Source organism: Streptomyces sp. IMTB 2501, from assembly GCF_001953885.1.
GTDB lineage: Bacteria > Actinomycetota > Actinomycetes > Streptomycetales > Streptomycetaceae > Streptomyces.
The window spans coordinates 179,165-199,742 of record NZ_MQUS01000002.1; the positions used below are offsets into that span (position 1 = coordinate 179,165).

The window sequence follows — 20,578 nt, forward strand, 5'->3', positions numbered from 1 at the left end:
CCTGTCACAGGTGTAGTCCCCTTGGAAAGGAAGAATCAGAGAGGAAAATTCCGAGCCCGGGCAGGTGTCGCAAGGCTACCCACAACCAGGGCCGATAGAGCGACCTTTCATCCGTCCAGGTGACAGAAGCATCCAAGGTGTTCCGCCGCTCCGGCACGACCCTAAAGTCGAACCCCGCTGACCGCACAAGGGGGTTCTGACTGTGTTCCTGCAACGCGTGGCAAACCGCGGCATTCGGATGGGTACGCTGTTCGAGAGGGCCGCGGCACGAAACCCTGAAACGATGCTTTATCTCGACCACGTTCTCGATATCTACCCGCACCTCGGATCGCGTTTCACGGTTGCCGAAGTGGCGGACCTGATCAGAGACATCTCTTCACGGCTGTGGTCGGTCGGTGTCCGTCCGGGCAGCCGGGTGGCTGTCTACAAGTCGAACAATCTGGACGTCACGCTCCTTGCTTTCGCCGCTGCCCGTATCGGTGCGGTCCCCATTCCGTTGTCGTCCGCCCTCGACGCGGGCACAACTGTGCTGCTGCTCCGCAGGGCCGGGCGTCCCTTCCTTGTCACTGACCAGGCCGGGTTCGAAACTCTGCAGCCCCATTCCGTTGTGGATGCGGTCGCGCGGGTCGTGCTGGCAACGGGCAGCCACTGTGCTGCCGTTGCCTGGGATTCTCTGGCCGGAGCCGAACGCGTGCCGGCCGTGCCGAGAGACCCCCATCACCCGACCATGATCACCCATACGTCAGGTGCCACGGGAACCCCCAAACTCGTGTTGCACACGGGTGCGAGCTTCGAGGCGTGTCTACGGCCTCTTCTCTGGGCCATGGCAGCGGTGGTGCCGCGGCGTGAGACATTTGCCTTCCATATCGCGTTCGCGCATTCGCGTATCGTCACCGCACTGGCCTTTCCGCTGCTCCGTGGGTTTCCGGTCGTCCTGCTCGCGAAGGGTGCCCCCGACCATGCGGCCGAAGTATTCGCCCGCTTCCGCCCGGGCGTCGTGGAGGCTCATCCGCACTCCTTCACGGAGTGGGAATCCCTGGCTGAGGACCCCAGTGCTCCTTTCGCCAGTGTGAGGCTCTTCGGCTGCGCCTTCGACGCGCTGCGTCCGCGGACGGTCAAGCGGCTTCTGGGGGCTTCCCTCAGGCGCGCGCCCATCTTCGTGACCGCATACGGGCAGTCCGAAATCGGTCCCGTCGTCTCCCGGGCGTTCACTCGCCGCCGGGACGTGCATGAGGAGGGGCGCTGCGTAGGACTGGCTTTCCCGGGAGTCACCCAGGTGCGCGTGGTGAGCCGGAACGGCAGGCCGCCCTCCGCGACCGATCCCGGCCATATCGAGGTCCGCAGCGACGGTCGTGCCCGCACCTATGTCGGCGAGGACGAACGTTTCGAACAGAACATCACCGCCGACGGTTGGTGGCGCATGGGGGATGTGGGATACCGGACCAAGTGGGGATGCCTTCACCTGCTCAACCGGGAAGTGGACGTGATCGACGGGTTCGGCAGCACGCTCGGGGCCGAGGACCAACTCCTCAGCGCCATGGCCCAGCTCACCCAGGTCGTCATTCTCCGTGCCCACCATGAGCTGCCCGTTCCGGTCGTGTGCACGGTGGACGACCTTCCCCTCGACACCGGAGCGTGGAAAGCCGCGTCCGGTGGTCTCCCGCCCATGGCCCAGCCCGTGCACCTGCCTACGCAACGGATTCCGCTGACCGGCACCGGGAAGGTCAAACGCCGGGAACTGGCCCACCTATTGGCCGAGGAGCGGAAAACGAGCCGGCCGGCCGGACCCCGGAATTGACGGCGATCATGGGCTACCCCTAGGTGACCTGGGCGCGTACGGCGTAGCGTGCGGAGCGCCAGGCCTCTGTGATCAGGGGATCCCGGAGGATCTGCACCGCACGCCCTACGTCGCGGTGACGCGCGTACAGCTGGGCGAAACCGAAGCGCATCAGGTCCGGGGCGCGGAAGCCGCCGATGACACCTCGGTCGATGAGCGCCGGTATCACGGAGTATCCATCGACATGCCGGACGGTGACCTGGCTGTCGCGGGCCTGCGCAGCATGCGGAGAGGCGATCTCAAGCCGGTCGAGGCCGACGCGCTCCCAGATGTCGAGGCCGGCCTCCAGCGGCGCGTAGGAGAGCACTGGGGGAGTGCCGCACCGGAACCGGCTGATTCCGTCCGCCGGACGGTAATCGGGGGGCGATGCCGCTCTGCCGTGCAGAGAGAGGCGGGCGAACCGGGCCCGTTGTTCAGGTACTTGTAGGCGCAGCCACGTCGAAGTCGGCCTGACAGAAGCCCAGTTGGATGGGAAGGACTCCGGCGCTGCGACAGAGGTCCCAGACGACCTGGGCACCGTGCCGCTGCACCGCCTCGGTGATCGCGGCCATGTCGAGGAGTCGGCTCGTGCGGTAGTCGACATGACTGAGGAGGGAGCCCGGAGACACGGAAAACCCGAAGCAGGAGTTCCCCGAGGCGCTCGCCGCCTTTCTCGCCGACCCGGTCGCCCACCATCTGCCCGGCGGAGAAGATCCCGCGGCGGCCGCGGACCGCGCGATCGAATGCCTGGAGGAGATCGCGCGCAAACTCCCCGACGGGCGCGCCCTCGTCGTGGCCCACTCCACCCTGCTGCGCCTCGTGCTGTGCAAGCTCCTCGGCATTCCCCTCGCGCGCTACCGCCAGGTCTTCCCCGCCCTGCACAACGGCGCGCTGACCGAACTGCGGCTGCGTGACGGCCAGGCGTCCCTGCTCCGCCTCAACGCACCCGTTCGCTGATCCTTCGCTCTCCGGGAGATCCACCGTGCCCACCACCGTCCTGGCCGCCGGCGACCACTTCGTCCTGCCACGGCTGCTCGAACAGGAACTGCGTGCCGCGACGCCCGCCGGTACCGACCTGGACATCCGGCAGCTCCAACTCCCTTGGTTGCACACCCCGTTCGGCAAGGTCGCCGAGGTCGACGAGGCGTCCGGCACGGAGGAGGGGATGATCGAGGCGCTGCGGGGCGTGCGGATCTGCGTCACCCAGATGGCCCCTCTCACCGAACGTGTGCTGGCCGCCTGTCCCGATCTGGAGCTGTTCTGCGTCAGTCGGGGCGGGCCGGTCAACGCCGACCTGGAGGCCGCGACGCGGCACGGTGTCGCCGTCTGCTACGCCCCCGGCCGCAACGCCGTGGCCACGGCCGAGCACACTCTCGCCCTCATCCTCGCCGCCGCGCGCGGGATCGGCGACGTCCACACCGACCTCAAGCAGGGCACATGGCGCGGCGACTACTACGACTACGACCGCTGCCGGGTCGAGATCGACGGCTCGGTGGTCGGTCTGGTCGGCTTCGGTGCCATCGGTTCGCGCGTCGCCCGCGTCCTGAACGCCATGGGGGCCACGGTCCTCGTCCACGACCCGTACGTACGGCCGGAGGTGGTGCAGGGCGTCGCACAACTCGTGTCCCTGGACGAGTTGTTGAGCCGCTCCCGGATCGTCTCCCTGCACGCGCGGGTGACGGGCGAGACCCGCGGCATGATCGGGCAGGCTCGGATCGCGGCCATGCCGCAGGGTTCCGTCCTCGTGAACTGCGCCCGCGGCGCCCTGGTCGACTACGACGCGGTGTACGACGCGCTGGACTCGGGGCAGCTGGCTGCCGCCGGCTTCGACGTGTTCCCCGTCGAACCGGTACCGGCCGGCTCGCGTCTGCTGTCGACCCCGGGTGTCGTCCTCACCCCGCACATCGCCGGCGCGAGCCGCGAGGTCGCCCACAAGGCCGCCCGGATCGTCGCCGCCGAGGCCGGCCGCTTCCTCCGTGGCGAGCCGCTGACCCACTGCGCCAACCCCGAGGCCACGGGAGGATGAAAGGGCGCCTTCCGCAGCGCAGTTGATGTGGGCGAGCCCTTGTGGAGAACGCTGCTGCCGGGTCGTCGCCCGTCCTCCCGGGACGGCCGGGCAGCCACTTCTCAGAGGTGCCCGTCCGTCCCGTTCGCCGAGCCCTACGCCGATGCGGTCGGGGCTCAGTGCCCGGCGGCTTCCTCGGGGCGTGCATGGCGCGGCAGGAGGAAGGCGAGCAGGAAGGTCAGCACGAGCATGCCGTCGACGATCCACAGGACGGTCTGCATGACGGTGCCGAAACCGCTCCGGAAGGCCGATGACGCGGTGGCCTGCAGCGCGGCGGGTATCTGCGCGCCGGCCTGAGGCGAGGTCACGGCGGACCGGGTGTCCTTCTCCAGGCGGGCACAGGAGGCCGGGGTCGCGGCGGGGTCCTTGGCGACGGCGCGGTCCGCGGCGCAACGGCGCAGGTCCGCCACGATGCGTTCCCTGGCGGTGGGCGTGACGTGCGCGGCGGTCAACTGCCTGCGCAGGCCGTCCGCGTGATGGTCGACGGCGGTGGCGATCCCGCCGCCCAGCAGACCGAAGAACACCGTACCGAGGAGCGCCACGCCGAAGGCGCCGCCGAGCTGCTGCACCGCGGTCATCGTGCCGGATGCCGAGCCCGTCTCGTGCGGCTCGACACTGGCGAGCACGATGTCGAAGAACGGAGCCATGAGCAGGCCCATGCCGATGCCGGTGACGAGCAGGGACGGCACGAGCTGCCAGGGGCCGACAGCGCTCCCCACCAGGTCGAGGGTCAGCCACACGCCGAACACGCCGACCGCCATGACGAGCGCGCCCGCCTGCAGCACGGCCCGCCCGAACCGGGTGAGCCCCTGGGCGACGCCGAAGCCGACGATCATGCCGCCCGACCAGGGCACCATCACCAGGCCCGCCTTGAGCGGCGAATAGCCGAGGCCGATCTGGGTGTAGAGGTTGAAGACCAGCATGAAGCCCTGCATGGTCGAGAAGAAGACCAGCCCGAGGGCCATACCGCCGCTGAACCCACGCTTGCGGAAGAGGCTCGGCACGACCAGCGGGTCCCGGCCCGCCCTGCTGCGGCGCGACTCGTATGTGCCGAAGGCGGCGAAGACGACCGCCGAGGCGCCCATCATCAGGAACGTCCACAGGGGCCAGTCGTACTCACGGCCCTGGACCAGCGGGAAGATGATGAGCAGTGCGCCCAGCGAGACCAGGAGCATGCCGGGGATGTCCAGGCGAGGCCTGCCGGCGGACCTGCCCCTCGGCAGATAGCGCAGGGCACCGAGGAAGGCCGCGGCACCCAGCGGAAGGTTGATCAGGAAGATCATCCGCCAGCCGGTGCCGAAGTAGTCGGCGTCCACGAGCCAGCCCGCCAGGATCGGCCCGCACACGGCCGACAGCCCCATCACCGGGCCGAACATGCCGAAGGCCTTCTGTGACTCCTTGGGCGGGAACATCTCCTTGATCATGCCGAGGCCCTGCGGCAGCATCACCGCGCCGAACAGTCCCTGGACGACCCGTGCGGCGATCAGCATCTCGGGTGACACGGACAGTGCGCACAGCAGCGAACCCAGGGTGAAACCGGCGGCACCCACCAGGAACATCCGGCGGCGCCCGTGAATGTCCCCGAGCCGCCCTCCGGTGACGAGCCCGACGGCCATCGAGAGGGTGTAGGCCGCGGCGAGCCACTGGAGAGTGGAGGCACCGCCGCCGAGGTCGGCCCGCATGGAGGGGCCGGCGATGTTCGTGACGACGGCGTCGAGGAGGTCCATCACCTCGGCCGCCAGGATCACGAAGAGCGCAGCCCAGCGCCACCGGTAGGGCGCTGGCGAGTCGGTGGGCGGCGCCTCGGCGGACGCGACACCGGTGGTGGACATCGGAACTCCTCGCGAAAGGGCGCGCAGCGGTGGGCCGCGGGCGCGGTGGGACTGATGACTTGTGGCTGCCGGTGGATGTGACCGCCCGGCCGGCCGGTACGGGCCGGGAAACGGGCGACCGAGCGCCCTGGAGAACACTGTTCAGACTAACAGAACAGTGCTCACCAGGAGAACGGTGTTCATTAAGATATAGCGCAATCTCCGTCACCAGACAAGATATATCGCGTCTTCGCTTTCTTGCTGCCCTTGTGGACGCCGCTCGCCGCGGGAGAACACTGTTCTCCCGACGCCTAGACTGTGGCCATGAGCGACGCGGCCCCCGGCACCCCGACACCTCCTCCGCCGTCCCCCTGGGAACGCGGACGTCCCGCTCGTGCCCACGTCACCTCCGCGCGCACACCGCTGTCGCGTGAACGGGTCGTCGAGGCCGCCTTCACCGTGCTGGACCGCCAGGGCCTCGACGGGCTGTCGATGCGTCAGGTGGCCGCCGAGCTGGGGGTCGCGGTCTCCGCCCTCTATGCCTATGTCCGCTCCAAGGGCGACCTCCTGGAGTTGATGTACACCCGGCTCTTCGACGGCTTCGAGCTGCCCGAACCCGACCCGGAACGATGGCAGGAGCAGGTGCGGGACTACGCCCGCTCCGGACGGCGGCGCCTGCAGTCCCACCGGGACATGGCCCGGATCTCCATGGCCCACGTCCCCTTCAGCGCCGAACTGCTGCCCCACGTCGAGGCGTTGCTCGCCGTCTTCCGGACCGCCGGGCTGCCCGACCGCATCGCGGCGGAGGCCGGTGACCTCATCTCCACCTACATCGACGGGTTCGTCCTGGAGGAGGGCATGTGGCAGGACCGTGCCGCCGGAGGCGGCGGTGACGGTTCGTCACTGGCCCGCCCCGACTGGCGCGAGATGGCCGACGAGATGCGGGAGTACTTCGCGTCTCTGCCCGCGACGGACTTTCCCCATCTGCGCGCCCTGGCCGGGCTGATCGTGTCGGACTCCTCCGAGGAGCGCTTCGACATCGGTCTGGAGATCATCCTGCGCGGCCTGGCGAGCTACCTGCCGGACTCGTCGGCCTCTGCGAGCCCGGACGTCGGCGGGGCTCCGGACGCCGGCTGATCCCCGCTCCGGTCAGTCCGCCGTCGTGCCGTCGGCCGGCTCACCAAGGTTCTCGGCGAGCTGGAACAGAGCCGGCAGTGCGTTGGTGATGGCCGCCCGGGCGCGGTTGTCGAGCGCGGCCAACGCGTCGTCGATACGGCGTTCGTGGGCGGTGGTCCAGGCGGCGAGCTTCTCGCGCCCGGCGTCGGTGAGAGTGACGACGGAGGCCCGGCGATCGGCCGAGTCCACGTCGCGCGCCACCAGCCCCGAGGTGATCATCTGGCCGATCAGTCCGCTGACCGTGCTCGGAGCCAGGCGGCGGCGGGCGGCGAGGTCGCTGATCCGTGCGGGGGAGTGCTCGCCGAGGACCTGGAGCAGCTCGACCTGTGCCATGGGCAGGGTCTCCCACGGGTAGTCGGTGCGGATCGAGGAGCGCAGCGCTCGGCGCAGCCGGGTGACGGCCTCGGTGAGCAGACGGGCCTCGGGCTCCTGCGGGGCGGAGCCGGGCGCGGAGACGTCGGAGCGGGGCTGCGCGGACATGCGGCAAGGGTAGCCGGACCGTGCAAAGGCACGGGCCTGACCATCCGCGGCTCGGACGCCCTCCGATCGTCCTTGGGTGCCTCTTCCTCGTTCCGTGCCTGTTTCGAAGGGCTCTCCCTGCTCTCGAAAATACCCCCGGGGGTACTCGTGCTACCGTCGATATATACCCCCGGGGGTAAATTCCACTCAAAGGGCTGGAAGGGAGTTCCTCGTGTTCTTCGTCGACACGATCGAGACGGCCGGGCTCGGCAACCGCGGCTACCTGGCAGGCGGCGAGCGGACGGCCGTGGTGGTCGACCCGCCGCGTGACATCGACCGAGTGATCGCGGCGGCCGTACGGCGCGGGGTGCGGATATCCCACGTCGTCGAGACGCACGTCCACAACGACTACGTCACCGGCGGCCTGGAGCTGGCCCACGTCACGGGCGCCTTCTACCTCGTCCCCGCCGGGGCCGGAGTCTCGTACGCACACGTATCCGTGCGCGACGGCGACCGCCACGGGATCGACGCCGCCGCGGGCCTGGTCCTGCGTGCACTGGCGACTCCCGGCCACACCCCGCACCACACCTCCTACGCGCTGGAGGAGAACGGAACGGCCGTTGCCGCGTTCACCGGCGGCTCCCTGCTGATCGGCACCGTGGGCCGGCCGGATCTGGTCGAACCGCGGCTGACGGAGCGGCTCGCCCGCGCTCAGCACGCCTCCGCGCACCGGCTGGCCGCCGAACTGCCGGACGCCACGGCGGTGCTGCCCACGCACGGCTTCGGCAGCTTCTGCTCCGCCGGCCGGACGACGGGCGAGTCCAGCACGATCGGTGAGGAGAAGGAGTCCAACGAGGCGTTGACGCGTGACGTGGACGGCTTTGTCGCCGACCTGCTGGCCGGTCTGGACGACGTACCCGCGTACTACGCCCACATGGGCCCGGCCAACACCGCCGGACCCGCGCCCGTGGATCTGACGCCGCCCGCCGTCGCCGACGCGGACGAGATCGCCGCCCGGCTCGCCGCCGGGGAGTGGGTGGTCGACCTGCGCCACCGGGTCGCCTTCGCCGAAGGCCATGTGGCGGGTTCGGTCAACTTCGAGGCCGGGGGACAGCTCGCCACGTACCTGGCCTGGCTGATCCCGTGGGGTAGGCCGGTGACCCTGCTCGCCGCCTCCGCCGAGCAACTCGCCGCCGCACAGCGCGAGTTGGTCCGGGTCGGCATCGACCGCCCGGCCGCCGCGGCCACCGGAGAGCCGTCGGGCTGGGTAGGCCGGGGCGAGGCCCTCGCCTCCTTCCCGCGGGCCTCGTTCGCCGACCTCGCGGAGCACGCCGAGGACGGCGTGGTCGTACTGGACGTCCGCCGGGACGCCGAGCGGGCGGCCGGATTCATCGACGGCTCGGTGCACATCCCCGTCCACGCCCTGCACCGCCGCCTCCACGAGGTGCCCGAGGGGCAGGTGTGGGTCCACTGCGCCGGCGGCATGCGTGCCGCCATCGCCGCCTCCCTGCTCGACGCGGCCGGCCGGGGGGTCGTGGCCGTGGACGACTCGTTCGACGCGGCCGAGAAGGCCGGGTTCGCCGTCCGTATGCGCTGACGACGGCCGCCGCAGATCATCGCCGAGAAGACGACCGAGAAGACGACAAGGAGCGAGAACCACCATGAGTCTCTACGGACGCGGCCGGGGCGCCCCGGCCCGGGTGAGCGCGTCGGAGGCCGCCGCCGGCACCGGGCACACCGGAACCTCCGTGCTGCTCGATGTGCGCGAAGCCGACGAGTGGTACGCCGGGCACGCCCCCGGCGCCGTCCATCTGCCCCTCGCCGCGCTGGCCTCCGGTGCCGCGCTGCCCCATGCGGCGCAGGCACGGCCCGTCGTCGTGATCTGCCGTTCGGGCAACCGATCCCGGCAGGCCGCCGAACTGCTGTGCGCCCGGGGCGTCAAGGCCGTCGACGTGGTGGGCGGCATGCGGGCCTGGGTGGAAGAGGGACTGCCGGTCGTGGACGCGCGCGGCGGGAACGGGACCGTCGCGTGAGCGTAGTGGTACTCGCGTTGAGCGCCGGCGCGGTCATCGGCCTGGCGCTGGGAGCCCTCGGGGGCGGCGGCAGTGTCCTGGCCGTTCCGGCCCTGATCTACCTGCTCGGTTTCACTCCGGTCGCGGCCACCACGGCCAGCCTCGTCATCGTGACCGTGACCTCCGCGACCGCCCTGTCGGCGCACGCCCGCGACGGGCAGGTCCGCTGGCGCACGGGGCTGCTCTTCGCGGCTGCGGGGATCGGGCCCGCCATGCTGGGCGGCGCACTCGCCGGACACCTGCCGGGGGCCGCACTGACCGTGGCCTTCGCCGTGGTCGCGGCTGCCGCCGCCGTACGCATGCTCAGGCCGCGCTCCTCCGCCCAGAACACCGTCCAGGTACGGCCGGGCCGGGCGGCGGCCGCAGGTGCCGGACTCGGCGCTGTCACCGGCGTCCTCGGTGTGGGCGGCGGCTTCCTCGCCGTGCCCGCTCTGGTCAACATCCTCGGGATGCGGATGCGGGCGGCCGTGGGCACCAGCCTGCTCGTCATCACGGTCAACTCGCTGGCCGCGCTGGTGATGCGTGCCGGTACGGCCGGCGGCCTGGACTGGGGCGTCATCGGGCCGTTCGCCGGGGCGGCGGTCCTGGGCGCCTGGGACGGCAAGCGGCTGTCGGCGAGGCTGCCCGGGCACGTACTCCAACGGGTCTTCGCCCTCGTCCTGCTCACGGTCGCCGGCGCCATGCTGATGGACGCGGTGGTGTGATGGTGGCCCGACCAGCCATTCCTACGCCAGCGACAGGAACAGCTTCTCCAGGCGTGCGCGCATCGCCTCCGTGTCCTCGCCGTTCTTGCGGCCCGATTCGATGTCGGCCACGCACTGCTGCAGGCCGGTGGCGATGATCGCGAAACCGGCTCGGTCGAGTGCCCGCGAGGCGGCGGCCAGTTGTGTGACGACGTCCTCGCAGTCCCGCCCTTCCTCGATCATCCGGATCACGCCGGAGATCTGGCCCTGCGCCCGCCGCAACCGGTTCAGCACGGCCCGCAGAGACGCGCCCTCAAGCTCCAGTTCCACGATCACTCCTCAAGAAATACCCCTAGGGGTACTGTACGTCCCGGTTCGGGACGGCGGCGACCATCAAGGATCACATCTGCCATGACCACCACCCCCCTTGCCCTCGACACCGACCAGGCCCGCGCCCGGCTGCCCGAACTCACCGTCATCGACGTGCGCACCCCCGGCGAGTACGCCTCCGGTCACGTGCCCGGAGCCCTCAACATCCCCCTGGACCGGATCCGTCGCGCGCTGCCCGAGATCCGGCACGCCGCCGCACGGGGCCAGGTCCTCGTGGTGTGCGCCTCCGGCGCCCGCTCGGAGAACACCTGCGAGCTCCTTGCGGAGCACGGCATCCCGGCCGCCACCCTCGTCGGCGGAACCGCCGCGTGGGCCGGCGCGGGACACGACCTGCAGCGTCCCGCCGCGTGTGAGACCCGGGCCGGCTGGAGCATGGAGCGACAGGTCCGTTTCACCGCCGGCACGGCCGTACTCCTGGGCCTGCTTCTCGGCCTGCTCGTGCACCCGGCCTTCCAATTCCTCTCGGCCGGCATCGCGGGCGGCCTCGTCTTCTCCGCGCTCACCGACACCTGCGGCATGGCGGTCCTGCTGGGCAAGCTGCCCCACAACCGGCCGCGTCCGGCCGACCTCGCCACGACGCTCGCCACACTGCGCCGCGGCTGACGACCGTCAGTACGGACCCGTCACGGATGCCGGGGCGCACGGCCGTCCGGCATTCCACCGCCTGCTCCGGCATTCCACCGCCTGCTGCGGCAATCAGGAACCGCCGTCCCGTGGCCGGGCAGCGATGGCCTGTTCGGTCGCGCCCGCCTGCTCAAGGAGCAGGCGGGCCAGGCCGCGTGCCTCGTCCGGGGTGAGCGCCGCCCAGACTCCCGGCTCGCCTCCCTGGTCCTCTCCCACGTTCAGGGCGATCCGGCTGACGGGCCGGTCCGGATGTCCGAACCGAAGGCACCGGACCTGGATCCTGCGCCCGCACTTGGTCACCAGAGGGATCTCTTCGGCGCGGCTCACTTCGATCCTGTGGAGCCGGTCGCTTCCTGTCGTCGTCATCGCTCTCACGCTCCTCCGCCGGTCGGTTCCGTCCCGCGGTCGCCACCCCGGGGCCCATACCCGGCGGGGTATCAGCGTCAGCGCTCCGTGCGCAGGAGTTGTTCCCGCTCCGGCTTCACCGGCCCAGCCGCTGCCCCGGTCACAAGGCCGCCCGCGACGGTTCCGGAGCCGTGCGCGGGCTCAGCCATGCCGCTACGACGGCCACGGCCGAGGCCGCCACCAGGACGACCGCGGCGCAGCGGCTGCCGGTCTGGATGTCGCCGCTGCCCGCCAGGTGCAGGGCGAGGGTCACCAGAGCGACGCCCAGCGCGGTGCCGAGCCCTCGTGTCATGTTCACCAGGCCACCGCCCGTACCGGAGGAGCGAGCGGGTATCGCGCCCATGACCATGGCGTTGTTGGCCGGAGTGAACACCCCGAGCCCCAGCCCGGCCAGTGCCAGCACCGGCACCAGCCAGCCGGGCGTCAGCGGGACCGCCAGTAGCCCGGCCACGGCCAGGGTGAAGAGCCCGGCCCCGGCGAGGCAGCGCGCGCGGTCCGGGAGGCTGTGCGGCAGCAGCCGGTCACCGCCGGTCGCGGCCAGCGCGAACCCCGCCGGCAGGGCGGTGAGCACCAGTCCGGCGGTCAGGTCCGAAGAACCCCGCGCGGTGAGGACGACCGGCACCAGCACCAGCGGCCCGAACAGCACCAGGTAGCCGCTCAGCGCCCCCACCAGCCCGAATGCCACCGCCCGCACCCGCAGCATGGCCAGGTCCAGCAGGGGTGCGGTCGTCCGCCGCTGTCGCCGGACGAAGGCCCAGCCCGCCCAGGCGGCCACCGCGAACAGCGCGGCCACGCCCCAGCCGGGCACCGGCAACCCGGATGCCGCGGACACACCCAGCAGGGCGCTGGTGGTCGCCGAGGCCAGCAGGGCGAGGCCGGGCCGGTCGAAGCGGGCGACACGCGTCCGGGCCCGGGTGCGGGGCAGCAGATAGTGCCCGCCGACCAGCGCGACCACACCGACGGGGACGTTCACCCAGAACACCCACCGCCAGCCCAGCGTCGACACCAGTGCCCCGCCCACCGTCGGTCCCAGCGCCAGTCCCAGCGCCTGGGCGGCGGCCTGTACGCCCAGGGCGCTGCGCATCCGCTCGCGCGGCGCGCTGGTGGTCACCAGCGCCACACTGTTGGCCTGCATCATGGCCGCCCCGGCCGCCTGGACCACGCGGAACGCCACGAGGGCCCACAGTGAGGGCGCGAAGCCGCAGGCGGCGGAGACCAGCGTGAAGACCGCGAACCCGTACAGGTACAGCAGCTTGCGACCGTGCGCGTCCGCCAGTCGGCCGGCGGGCACCAGCAACGCCACAAGGGTCAGCAGATAGGCCAGCGACACCCATTCCACCGCCGCCAGCGAGGCGTGGAACCCGGTGCGCAGGCTGCCGTAGGTGAGCGTCACGATGCTGGCGTCCAACTGCCCCATGAACGCGCCGAAGCACACCGCGCCCACGGCCAGCCACCAGCCGTTCGGCCGCTCCCTTATCCCCGCCGGGCGGGGGCGCTCCGCGGTGAGTACGGCAGGCCAGCGCCTCCTGGACGGGTGGGGACTCATGTCGGTGGCCATACCTGCAAGGTTACATCGGGCACCGAAATATTCGGCCAGCGTCCTATCTCGGGCTCGGGGAGCCTCAGGCGCGGTATTGCCGGGCGGTTCTCACAGGTATCTGACGCCCTGCTGGATGCTGCCCGCGAGAAAGCCCGCCAGGCGGGCGGCGTAGCGGATCCAGCGGCGGCGGGCGGGGGAGTGAAGCAGGTCGGGCGTGTGGAGGAGGAGCCAGGACCAGTTGGCGAGGACGACTCGGCCGGCGCGGCGCTCGAAGCCGGCATTGCGGTAGGCGGCGTACAGCCGGGCGCCCGACCTGCCGTAGTTCCACTTCTGGCGGGCCAGGGCGGTCAGCTCGGCGCGCAACCGGTAGTGCATGCGGGCGTCGGGTGCGTAGCGGACCCGGTAGCCGCACAGATGGGCTCGCCAGGACAGGTCCATGTCCTCGCCGCCCGCGCGATAGTGCTCGTCCCAGCCGCCGATCGTGGTCAACACGTCTTTCCAGGCGGCGCAGTTGGCGCCGCGGGCGAAGGGCAGGAAGTCCGGCTGCTGGGTCATCGGCAGCGGCTGCTCGTCGAGGTGGGCGGGGGACAGCACGCTGCTGTCCAGGCTGCCGCCGAGCACGTCGGCCTGGCATGCCGCCCTGGCGAGGGCCCCGAGCCAGCCCGGGTCGGCCTCGTCGTCGGCGTCGCAGAAGGCGATGAAGTCGCCGTGGGCGGCCGCCACTCCACGGTTGCGGGCATGACTCTCGCCCCGCCGGTCGCCCGCGTCGATCAGACGCAGTCCGGGCAGTTCGCGGCGGGCGCTCTCCGCGACGGCGCGGGTGGTGTCGATGGAGCCGTTGTCGACGATCAGGACTTCCCACGCCCCTGTGTACGTCTGAGCCGCCAGCGCGCGCAGCTGGGCGGGGAGGGTGAGGGCGCCGTTGCGGACCGGGATCACGACGGACACGAGCCGAGGGGAGCTGCGGCGGTGGGGCCCTGCGGTGGCGGGGGCACACATGGTGGGGCCGGTCAGCCGGGCGCGGCGCATCACCTCGGCCTGAGCGGCGGAAGTGACAGGTGCGTCCGGAGCGGCGGACCTCGTGGCGTCGGTGCCGTCGGCCCGGCGCCGTACCAGCAGCCCGGCAAGGGCCAGGCGGGCCGCGCCGCCACCGCTGGTCGTCAGCAGGTCACGGCGTACGGCGTAGCCCCCGGTGTCGCCTGTGTATGGGGCGGGTGGCAGGGCTATGCCGTCCACCAGGCCGTCGGGGCGGAGCCGGAGCAGACCGCACTCCACCAGTCCCGCGCCGTCCGCCGCCGCCAGGGCCAGCTGGCGCAGCCAGTCGGGCAGTGCCTCGTCCCGGCCGTGCAAGAAGGCGACGTGCGGGGTCCGCGCGGCGCGCGCCGCCTCGACGCAGGCCGCCGCGACGGCCTGCGGGGCGCGGTGCAGGAAACGCACCCGCGCGTGTGCCGCCTCCGCCGGGCCGACCACGGTGATCCCGGCGGGCGGCAGTGTCTGGCGCAGAAGGCTGTCCACGGCCGGTTCCCAGTCGCCCTCCGGCGCCGCGACCACGACCTCCGGCGCGGGTAGCGCGGCCATGTCCTCCTGCGCCGGTGGCGCGACTACGTTCTCCGGTGCCGGTGGTGCGCCCAGGTCTCCTGGCGCCGGTGGTGTGGCCATGTCCTTCGGCGCTGGTGGCGCTGCCGCGTCCTGCGGTCGCGGTGTTGCGGCTACGTCCTCTGGCGTAGATGGCGCGCCCACGTCCTCCGGCGCTGGTGGCGCGCCAAAGTCCCCTGGCGCCGGTAGCGCGAATATGTCCTTTGGTGCTGGTGGCGCTGCTGCGTCCTGCGGTCGCGGTGCGGGTACGTCTTTCGGGGCTGGTGGCGTGCCCTCGTCCTCTGGCACATGTGGTGCGGCCGTGTCCTTCGGTGCTGTTGGCGCTGCCGCGTCCTCTGGCCGCGGTGTTGCGGCTACGTCCTCTGGCGCGGATGGCGCGCCCACGTCCTCCGGCGCTGGTGGCGCGCCAAAGTCCCCTGGCGCCGGTAGCGCGAATATGTCCTTTGGTGCTGGTGGCGCTGCCGCGTCCTGCGGTCGCGGTGGTGCGGGTACGTCTTTCGGGGCTGGTGGCGTGCTCTCGTCCTCTGGGACATGTGGTGTGGCCATGTCCTTCGGTGCTGGTGGCGCTGCTGCGTACCCTGGTCGCGGTGGTGCCGCTACGTCTTCCGGGGCTGGTGGCGCGGCCATGTCCTCCGGTGCAGGTGGCGCGACTACGTTCTCCGGCGCTGCTGGTGCGCCCTCGTCCTCTGGCGCTGGTGGTGCGGCTACGTCCGTCGCCGCCGGCTCGGCCACGTATTCCGGCGGAGGTGGCGCCACGGGGGCCTCCGGCCCCGGTTTCGCGGACACGGGCCTCACCCGCCCACCGTGACCGACTCCAGTGTGAAGTCGATGTCGTTGGGTGGGGCGACCAGCAGGGACAGCAGCTCCTCGCGGCTGCGGGCCGTGTGCCGGCGCCGTTCCTGGGCGACCATGGTCCGGGTGTAGGCGAGGCGCTCGGCGGAGCCGAACCCGGTGGCGGGCGCCTGGGTCAGCGAACCCGGCCAGATGCGGTAGCGGTACAGCACGGGGCGCACGCTGCGCAGCCGGTACAGGCGGGCCGCCCGGAGATGGAAGTCGGTGTCGGCGCCGAGGCGAGCCGTGCCGTCGAAGCCGCCGAGCCGCCGCAGCACCTCACTGCGCACGACCGTCGACGGATGAAGCAGGACCGTCGAACGGCCCAGCCGCATCCAGAGGTTGCCGTTGCGCGGCATCCGGCGCCGCCCTGTGGTGTGGCCGACCGGGTCGATGAACTCGTAGGCGCAGCCCACCAGATCGGCCCCGTCCCGCTCCAGCAGGGCCAGCTGGTGGCGCAGTCGGCCGGGCAGGCTGATGTCGTCGGCGTCCTGGAAGGCGACGTAGGGCGTGTCGACCAGCTCCAGCACCTTGTTCTTGATCCGCAGATGGCCGACGTTCACGGAGGTGCGCAGCACGGTCAGGCGCCGGTCGCCCGCGTGCGGGCGCAGCGCCTCCGTCCACGCCTCGTCCGGCGAGTGGTCATCGACCACGAACAGCCGCAGGTCGGGCCGGTCCTGGGCGAGGACCGACGCCACGGCCGTGCCGAGGTACTCCGCGCAGTCGTAGTGGGGCAGGACGACGGTGACTGCCGCCTCGGTGCCTGTTGCAGCCCGCACCCGCATCGCTCCCTTCCGCCGGCCGCCGTCTGCACGGCCGTCCGTGTCAGCGTTCCTGTGCCACCACGTCGTCAGCCCTCCCGTGCCGGCACACCGTCAGCGTCCCCGCGCCACCAGGTCCCGGCTCGCCTCGGCCGCCGGGCTGCGGAAGTCGCCCTCGTCCCCCCAGGCCACCTGCCGCAGCGGGCGGCCCGCCAGCCCGCGCGCCGCCAGCCCCGCCGCCACCGAACAGAACCAGGTCAGGTGTACCGCCTTGACCGTCCACCGCTTCAGCCCGCGCACCGTCCCGCCGCTGCCGTGCCAGGAGGCCAGTGGCCACAGGCCGTGGAAGAGGACGCGGGTGAGATACGTCCGCGCGGTCGCCCACGGGTAGTCGGCCGTCGAGGTCACATGGCTGTAGAGCGAGCGGCGCAACCGGCGAAGCGTGTCGTGGGCCCGGCTGACCCGGTAGAAGCTGCCTTGTGCGTCCGGCAGCACCTCCAGGTCGTGCAGGGGGTCGGCCGCACCGGGGTCGAGGAGTTCGAACAGCACATGTCCGTCGTCGGCGAGGCGGCGGGCCGGGATGCCGTCCGCGACCACGTCCGCCGCGACCAGCATGCAGGCCGCCGCCGGATACGCGCCCGGCGGCACGGTGACACCGGAGATCCGGGCCATCGTCCGTGACGCGGCCGACGTACGGGGCAGGGCGACCAGGTGCGCGCCGACGGCTCCGGTGCAGCCGCGCTCCTGGAAACGGGCGACCAGCCGGGCCAGGCACCCGGGGCCCAGCCGTATGTCGTCGTCGGTCCACAGCCAGCCGGCGTAGCCGAGCCGCCGGGACAGGTGCAGCGCCGCGTTGACGGTGCGCAGCTTGCCCGGTCCCGGCAGCGCGAAGCCGACGGTGCCGGCGGGGTCGAGCGCGGTCAGCCGGCGCAACCGGTCGAGCGCCTCCGGGAGCTCGCCGGGACCGTACTGCATGCCCAGCCACACGGTCAGAGGCAGACCGGGGTGGGTCTCCCGCACCTCGTCGAGCCCGTCGAGCAGTTGGCGGAACGCGGTCGCGTGCGCCTGCGCGTCGCACCGGGCGACGTAGCTCGGCAGAAGCACCCCGAGCCCGCCCCGAGGAAGCTCGGACATGACGTCGTCAGCGGCCTCTTCGCCCTGCGCGCCGGACCGCACCAAGGCCACCGGGTCGTACGGCACGGCCACCGGGTCGAAGCCGCGGGCCACGGCACGCTGCCACCAGATACGGCCGTCCCCGGTGCCCCCGCGCATCCGTGTCCCTTCGCCGGACTGTCCGCGTACGGTCTCCCCTTCACGCTTCGCGTGAATGTCGCGCAATGCGCGGAATGCAGCCGATTTCGAACGGGCGCAGGTTAACGCGTGCCGTCAACTGATCACAAGGACACCGGGGTTCTCGCTCGCGACTGGCCGAAATACCGATGTTCCGCTTGCGCCGATTCGGTGAATTCCCCGCGCAGTCCACCGTGCCGGTCAAATGATCGTGGCCGAATTCCGATGGCGCTCGCTGTCACGGGCCGACAGGAGACTCCGGAAGACGACCGGAAAACGTCCGTGCGTGCCGTCGAACATGCCGCGTCGGCCACGAGGCACAAGGCGACGGGACCGGCTGTGGCACGCTAATGGCCACGGGAAGCGGCGACCCGACTCTGCGGACCGGAAAGCCCGGAACCAGACCGGCCGACATTCCGTGCCATGCGGTGCGGCCAACTGCAGGAAGGTGACAGACATGAGGTATTCCGCGAACGCGGAACAGCGGTTAGCGGGGGCGTCCGAAGCCGCGGGACGTGACGTCCTGCTGGAGGCGCACGGAATCGTCAAGAGCTACGGCCGCCGCCGCGTCCTGAACGGCGTCGACCTGGTGGTGCGCGCCGGGGAGGTCGCCGCGATCGTCGGCAGCAACGGCGCCGGCAAGTCCAGCATGCTGAAGATCTGCGCCGGGCTGCTCTCCCCGGACGAGGGCCGGGTGACCATCAGCGGGCGCCTCGGCTACTGCCCGCAGAACGCCGGTGTCATGGGCTTCCTCAAGCCGCGTGAGCACTTCACGCTCTTCGGCAGCGGCCGCGGCATGAGCCGCCGGGAGGCCGACCGCCGCGGCCGTGAACTCGCCGCCGGCCTCGACTGGTCCGTCGACCGGACCACCCTGGCCAAGGACCTCTCGGGCGGCACCCGGCAGAAGCTGAACGTCGTCCTGTCCGCCCTCGGCGATCCCGAGGTGCTGCTCCTCGACGAGCCCTATCAGGGCTTCGACCGCGGATCCTATGTCGACTTCTGGCAGAACGTCTGGCACTGGCGCGACGCGGGCAAGGCGATCGTCGTGGTCACCCACATGCTCAACCAGCTCGACCAGGTGGACCACGTCCTCGACCTCACCCCCGGCAGGCAGGAGGCCGGCCGATGACCCGCACCCTGCGCATGGCCGAGATGACGCTTCGCGAACTGCTGCGCCGCCGCGGTGTGCTCGGCCTGCTGCTGCTCGTGCCGCTCGTGTTCTACCTCGGCCGGCACGACCAGGCCGGCCAGGCCATCCGGTTCGCCAGCCTCGGCGTCGGCTTCGCGGTCAGCACCGCGGCCCTCTTCTCGGCCGTCGGCGGCCGCGAGGTCGAGCCCCGCCTTGCCCTGTCCGGCTTCCGCCCCCGGCACCTGTACCTGGGCCGTACGCTCGCGCTCCTGGCCGCCGGGCTGCTGATCGCGGCGCTGTATGCCCTGGTCGTGATCGTCGACCAGGACGTGGCCCATCCGGCCGCGATCGCACTGGAGATGGGCCTGACGACGATCGTGGCGGTACCGCTGGGGCTGCTGCTCGGTCTGGCCGTTCCCCGGGACCTGGAGGGCAGTCTGCTGCTGATCTCCGTGATCGGTGCCCAGATGGTGATCGACCCGGCCAAGCAGTCCGCCAAGGCGCTGCCCTTCTGGTCGACCCGGGAGATCATCACCTATGCCGTCGACGGCGCCGGCAGTGGTTCGCTCGGCTCCGGAGCGACACATGCAGTGGTGGTGTGCGCGCTGCTCGCCGTGGCGAGCGGCGCCATCGTGTCCGTGCGATTGCGGCGCCGCGCCCACATGCAATTCGTGTGAACCCGCTGTGAGTTCAGCTTCTTCGCGAGGGCCGGGACACTCCCGGCCCTCGCCCGTATTTCGCCGTGTTCCCATGCATCGCATACCGAATCACCCCTACCTCGTAGAAAGGAACACGTGTAGGGTTGGGGACTCGCCCTGCCGTCGGCGCATCCGCGCGCCCGGCATGGTGCCTGCTCGTCACCTCTCCCTCGAAAGGAGAGCACGTGAACGGTGCACAGCGATTAGCCGCCGACGAATCCATCGTACAAGCCCTGTCCCAGGCCACGGAATTCCTTCGCTCCGCACGTGACACGGACGGCTGGTGGAACGACTACGAGGTACGCGGCCCCGGTCAGTTCTGGGCAACGGCCTTTGTCGGCGCCTCTCTCGCGGATTTGCCCGACGGTCCGGGACACACGGCCGCGACCGAGTCATGGGAACTGCTGAAGCACACCCGCGGCCCTTCCGACGGCTGGGGCTATTGCCCCCAGGTGCCCGGCGACGCCGACATCACCTCCTGGGCGCTGCGCCTGGCCGAGGCGCTGGGCGATGAGAAGGACGTCCGCGCCGCCGAGGGCTACCGTTTCGTCGCCGCGCATCTGCAGCCGGACGGCGGGATCTCCAGCTACCTCCCGCAGGTCGCCGCACCCTTCCTGGAGCGGGTGGCACCCCGCTGGGACGCGTGGTACGCCAGTCACCCCTGCGTGACGGCGGCCGCTGCCGGCCTCGGCCAACTCCCGGTCCAAGAGCGTCTGTTGGCCCGGCTGAGAGAGATCCAGCGGCCGGACGGATCGTGGCCCGCCTACTGGTGGCCGGACCGCGAGTACCCCACGGCGCTGGCCGCCGAGGCCCTCACCGCAGGCCGCCCGGACGCCGACTGCCCCGAGGCGCGCGCCGCCGCGCGCTGGGCCGCCGCCAGAATCGGCGCCGACGGCGCCGTACGCACCGACTTGGAGCCGGACGGCTCCGCCTTCGCCACCGCTTTCGCCCTGCGCGCCGTCCTGGCCGGCCCGGTCGGCGAGGGCATCGAGGCCGTCCACCGGGCCGTCGGTCATCTCCTCGACTCCCAGAAAAAAGACGGCAGTTGGCGGGCATCCGCGTGGTGTCGCGTCCCCGGCCCCATGGAACGGGACCCGGACGCGCGCGAGCACTGGGAGCGCGGGCGGCGCGGCAAGGCCGCGCTGGGCTCCGTGGTCCTGGACACCAGAGCGCTCTACACCACCGCTTCCGCCGTCGCCGCGCTGACCAGGGCAGTAGCACAGCGCTGAGGC

21 protein-coding genes are annotated in these 20,578 nt (G+C 71.5%); 11 read left to right on the plus strand and 10 right to left on the minus strand.

Annotated features, from left to right (window positions below; translation table 11 throughout):
* Positions 1 to 202 precede the first annotated feature (202 nt).
* Complete coding sequence (locus AV521_RS05040; protein ID WP_076083983.1) at positions 203 to 1,798, plus strand: class I adenylate-forming enzyme family protein; 1,596 nt, start codon at positions 203 to 205, stop codon at positions 1,796 to 1,798.
* A 19-nt stretch (positions 1,799 to 1,817) separates the two neighbouring features.
* Here the strand turns inward: AV521_RS05040 and AV521_RS05045 are convergent, their stop codons facing one another.
* Together AV521_RS05045 and AV521_RS05050 are read right to left on the minus strand one after the other, a co-directional pair.
* A complete protein-coding gene (locus AV521_RS05045) occupies positions 1,818 to 2,144 on the minus strand; it encodes a hypothetical protein (protein WP_076083986.1) in 327 nt (108 codons plus the stop codon).
* Positions 2,145 to 2,250: 106 nt separating this feature from the next.
* A complete protein-coding gene (locus AV521_RS05050; RefSeq protein ID WP_076083989.1) occupies positions 2,251 to 2,445 on the minus strand; it encodes a hypothetical protein in 195 nt (64 codons plus the stop codon).
* On the opposite strand from AV521_RS05050, the gene AV521_RS05055 reads away from it, so the two are divergent.
* Positions 2,423 to 2,773, plus strand: a complete 351-nt coding sequence (locus tag AV521_RS05055; RefSeq protein WP_079249133.1) for a histidine phosphatase family protein — start codon at positions 2,423 to 2,425, stop codon at positions 2,771 to 2,773. The two genes, AV521_RS05050 and AV521_RS05055, sit on opposite strands and share 23 nt — an antisense overlap.
* Before the next feature lie 25 nt (positions 2,774 to 2,798).
* Positions 2,799 to 3,842: a 2-hydroxyacid dehydrogenase gene (locus tag AV521_RS05060; protein WP_076083992.1), complete on the plus strand. Its 1,044-nt coding sequence runs from the start codon at positions 2,799 to 2,801 to the stop codon at positions 3,840 to 3,842.
* A 155-nt stretch (positions 3,843 to 3,997) separates the two neighbouring features.
* Here the strand turns inward: AV521_RS05060 and AV521_RS05065 are convergent, their stop codons facing one another.
* Positions 3,998 to 5,713 (minus strand): MFS transporter, encoded by a 1,716-nt coding sequence (locus AV521_RS05065; protein WP_076083996.1) that lies wholly within the window; start codon positions 5,711 to 5,713, stop codon positions 3,998 to 4,000.
* 303 nt (positions 5,714 to 6,016) lie between these two features.
* Between AV521_RS05065 and AV521_RS05070 the strand changes: the two genes are divergently transcribed.
* Entirely contained in the window at positions 6,017 to 6,829 is an 813-nt protein-coding gene (locus AV521_RS05070; RefSeq protein WP_076083999.1) for a TetR/AcrR family transcriptional regulator, read from the plus strand.
* Between the two features lie 12 nt (positions 6,830 to 6,841).
* On the opposite strand, the gene AV521_RS05075 is transcribed toward AV521_RS05070, so the two are convergent.
* Positions 6,842 to 7,348 carry a MarR family winged helix-turn-helix transcriptional regulator gene (locus tag AV521_RS05075; RefSeq protein ID WP_076084002.1) on the minus strand — a complete coding sequence of 169 codons (507 nt, stop codon included), beginning with the start codon at positions 7,346 to 7,348 and terminating at the stop codon, positions 6,842 to 6,844.
* Between the two features lie 211 nt (positions 7,349 to 7,559).
* On the opposite strand from AV521_RS05075, the gene AV521_RS05080 reads away from it, so the two are divergent.
* From AV521_RS05080 to AV521_RS05090, 3 genes are all read left to right on the plus strand, one after another.
* Positions 7,560 to 8,924: an MBL fold metallo-hydrolase gene (locus tag AV521_RS05080; protein WP_076084005.1), complete on the plus strand. Its 1,365-nt coding sequence runs from the start codon at positions 7,560 to 7,562 to the stop codon at positions 8,922 to 8,924.
* Positions 8,925 to 8,988: 64 nt separating this feature from the next.
* Positions 8,989 to 9,360 carry a rhodanese-like domain-containing protein gene (locus tag AV521_RS05085; protein ID WP_076084008.1) on the plus strand — a complete coding sequence of 124 codons (372 nt, stop codon included), beginning with the start codon at positions 8,989 to 8,991 and terminating at the stop codon, positions 9,358 to 9,360.
* Complete coding sequence (locus tag AV521_RS05090) at positions 9,357 to 10,103, plus strand: sulfite exporter TauE/SafE family protein (protein WP_076084011.1); 747 nt, start codon at positions 9,357 to 9,359, stop codon at positions 10,101 to 10,103. The genes AV521_RS05085 and AV521_RS05090 overlap by 4 nt, the downstream gene beginning before the upstream one ends.
* Before the next feature lie 21 nt (positions 10,104 to 10,124).
* Here the strand turns inward: AV521_RS05090 and AV521_RS05095 are convergent, their stop codons facing one another.
* Complete coding sequence (locus tag AV521_RS05095) at positions 10,125 to 10,412, minus strand: metal-sensitive transcriptional regulator (protein ID WP_076084014.1); 288 nt, start codon at positions 10,410 to 10,412, stop codon at positions 10,125 to 10,127.
* 81 nt (positions 10,413 to 10,493) lie between these two features.
* Here AV521_RS05095 and AV521_RS05100 point away from each other — a divergent pair, with 81 nt between their 5' ends.
* The gene (locus tag AV521_RS05100) at positions 10,494 to 11,075 is read left to right on the plus strand and encodes a rhodanese-like domain-containing protein (RefSeq protein ID WP_076084017.1); all 582 of its coding nucleotides are present in this window, start codon (positions 10,494 to 10,496) and stop codon (positions 11,073 to 11,075) included.
* A gap of 93 nt (positions 11,076 to 11,168) precedes the next feature.
* Here the strand turns inward: AV521_RS05100 and AV521_RS05105 are convergent, their stop codons facing one another.
* From AV521_RS05105 to AV521_RS05125, 5 genes are all read right to left on the minus strand, one after another.
* On the minus strand, positions 11,169 to 11,462 hold the full coding sequence (locus AV521_RS05105; protein ID WP_256725437.1) for a hypothetical protein: 294 nt from the start codon (positions 11,460 to 11,462) through the stop codon (positions 11,169 to 11,171).
* Positions 11,463 to 11,601: 139 nt separating this feature from the next.
* Positions 11,602 to 13,059, minus strand: coding sequence for an MFS transporter (locus tag AV521_RS05110; RefSeq protein ID WP_076084020.1), 1,458 nt, complete (start codon positions 13,057 to 13,059; stop codon positions 11,602 to 11,604).
* A 90-nt stretch (positions 13,060 to 13,149) separates the two neighbouring features.
* The gene (locus tag AV521_RS46405) at positions 13,150 to 14,619 is read right to left on the minus strand and encodes a glycosyltransferase family 2 protein (RefSeq protein WP_079249134.1); all 1,470 of its coding nucleotides are present in this window, start codon (positions 14,617 to 14,619) and stop codon (positions 13,150 to 13,152) included.
* 809 nt (positions 14,620 to 15,428) lie between these two features.
* Complete coding sequence (locus AV521_RS05120) at positions 15,429 to 16,247, minus strand: glycosyltransferase family 2 protein (protein WP_371917000.1); 819 nt, start codon at positions 16,245 to 16,247, stop codon at positions 15,429 to 15,431.
* A 96-nt stretch (positions 16,248 to 16,343) separates the two neighbouring features.
* Positions 16,344 to 17,501 carry a hypothetical protein gene (locus tag AV521_RS05125; RefSeq protein ID WP_076084026.1) on the minus strand — a complete coding sequence of 386 codons (1,158 nt, stop codon included), beginning with the start codon at positions 17,499 to 17,501 and terminating at the stop codon, positions 16,344 to 16,346.
* Between the two features lie 475 nt (positions 17,502 to 17,976).
* Between AV521_RS05125 and AV521_RS05130 the strand changes: the two genes are divergently transcribed.
* From AV521_RS05130 to AV521_RS05140, 3 genes are all read left to right on the plus strand, one after another.
* The gene (locus tag AV521_RS05130) at positions 17,977 to 18,648 is read left to right on the plus strand and encodes an ABC transporter ATP-binding protein (protein ID WP_076084029.1); all 672 of its coding nucleotides are present in this window, start codon (positions 17,977 to 17,979) and stop codon (positions 18,646 to 18,648) included.
* Positions 18,645 to 19,325, plus strand: coding sequence for a hypothetical protein (locus tag AV521_RS05135; RefSeq protein ID WP_076084032.1), 681 nt, complete (start codon positions 18,645 to 18,647; stop codon positions 19,323 to 19,325). Before AV521_RS05130 ends, AV521_RS05135 begins: the two co-directional genes overlap by 4 nt.
* A 206-nt stretch (positions 19,326 to 19,531) precedes the next feature.
* Positions 19,532 to 20,575, plus strand: a complete 1,044-nt coding sequence (locus AV521_RS05140) for a hypothetical protein (RefSeq protein WP_076084035.1) — start codon at positions 19,532 to 19,534, stop codon at positions 20,573 to 20,575.
* Positions 20,576 to 20,578: the final 3 nt, after the last annotated feature.

Coding starts and splice junctions, on each gene's coding strand:
- AV521_RS05065 (WP_076083996.1), bottom strand. CDS start 5,713: ATGTCCACCACCGGTGTCGCGTCCGCCGAGGCGCCGCCCACCGACTCG.
- AV521_RS05070 (WP_076083999.1), top strand. CDS start 6,017: ATGAGCGACGCGGCCCCCGGCACCCCGACACCTCCTCCGCCGTCCCCC.
- AV521_RS05075 (WP_076084002.1), bottom strand. CDS start 7,348: ATGTCCGCGCAGCCCCGCTCCGACGTCTCCGCGCCCGGCTCCGCCCCG.
- AV521_RS05085 (WP_076084008.1), top strand. CDS start 8,989: ATGAGTCTCTACGGACGCGGCCGGGGCGCCCCGGCCCGGGTGAGCGCG.
- AV521_RS05100 (WP_076084017.1), top strand. CDS start 10,494: ATGACCACCACCCCCCTTGCCCTCGACACCGACCAGGCCCGCGCCCGG.
- AV521_RS05105 (WP_256725437.1), bottom strand. CDS start 11,462: ATGACGACGACAGGAAGCGACCGGCTCCACAGGATCGAAGTGAGCCGC.
- AV521_RS05110 (WP_076084020.1), bottom strand. CDS start 13,059: ATGGCCACCGACATGAGTCCCCACCCGTCCAGGAGGCGCTGGCCTGCC.
- AV521_RS46405 (WP_079249134.1), bottom strand. CDS start 14,619: ATGGCCGCGCTACCCGCGCCGGAGGTCGTGGTCGCGGCGCCGGAGGGC.
- AV521_RS05125 (WP_076084026.1), bottom strand. CDS start 17,501: ATGCGCGGGGGCACCGGGGACGGCCGTATCTGGTGGCAGCGTGCCGTG.
- AV521_RS05130 (WP_076084029.1), top strand. CDS start 17,977: ATGAGGTATTCCGCGAACGCGGAACAGCGGTTAGCGGGGGCGTCCGAA.
- AV521_RS05135 (WP_076084032.1), top strand. CDS start 18,645: ATGACCCGCACCCTGCGCATGGCCGAGATGACGCTTCGCGAACTGCTG.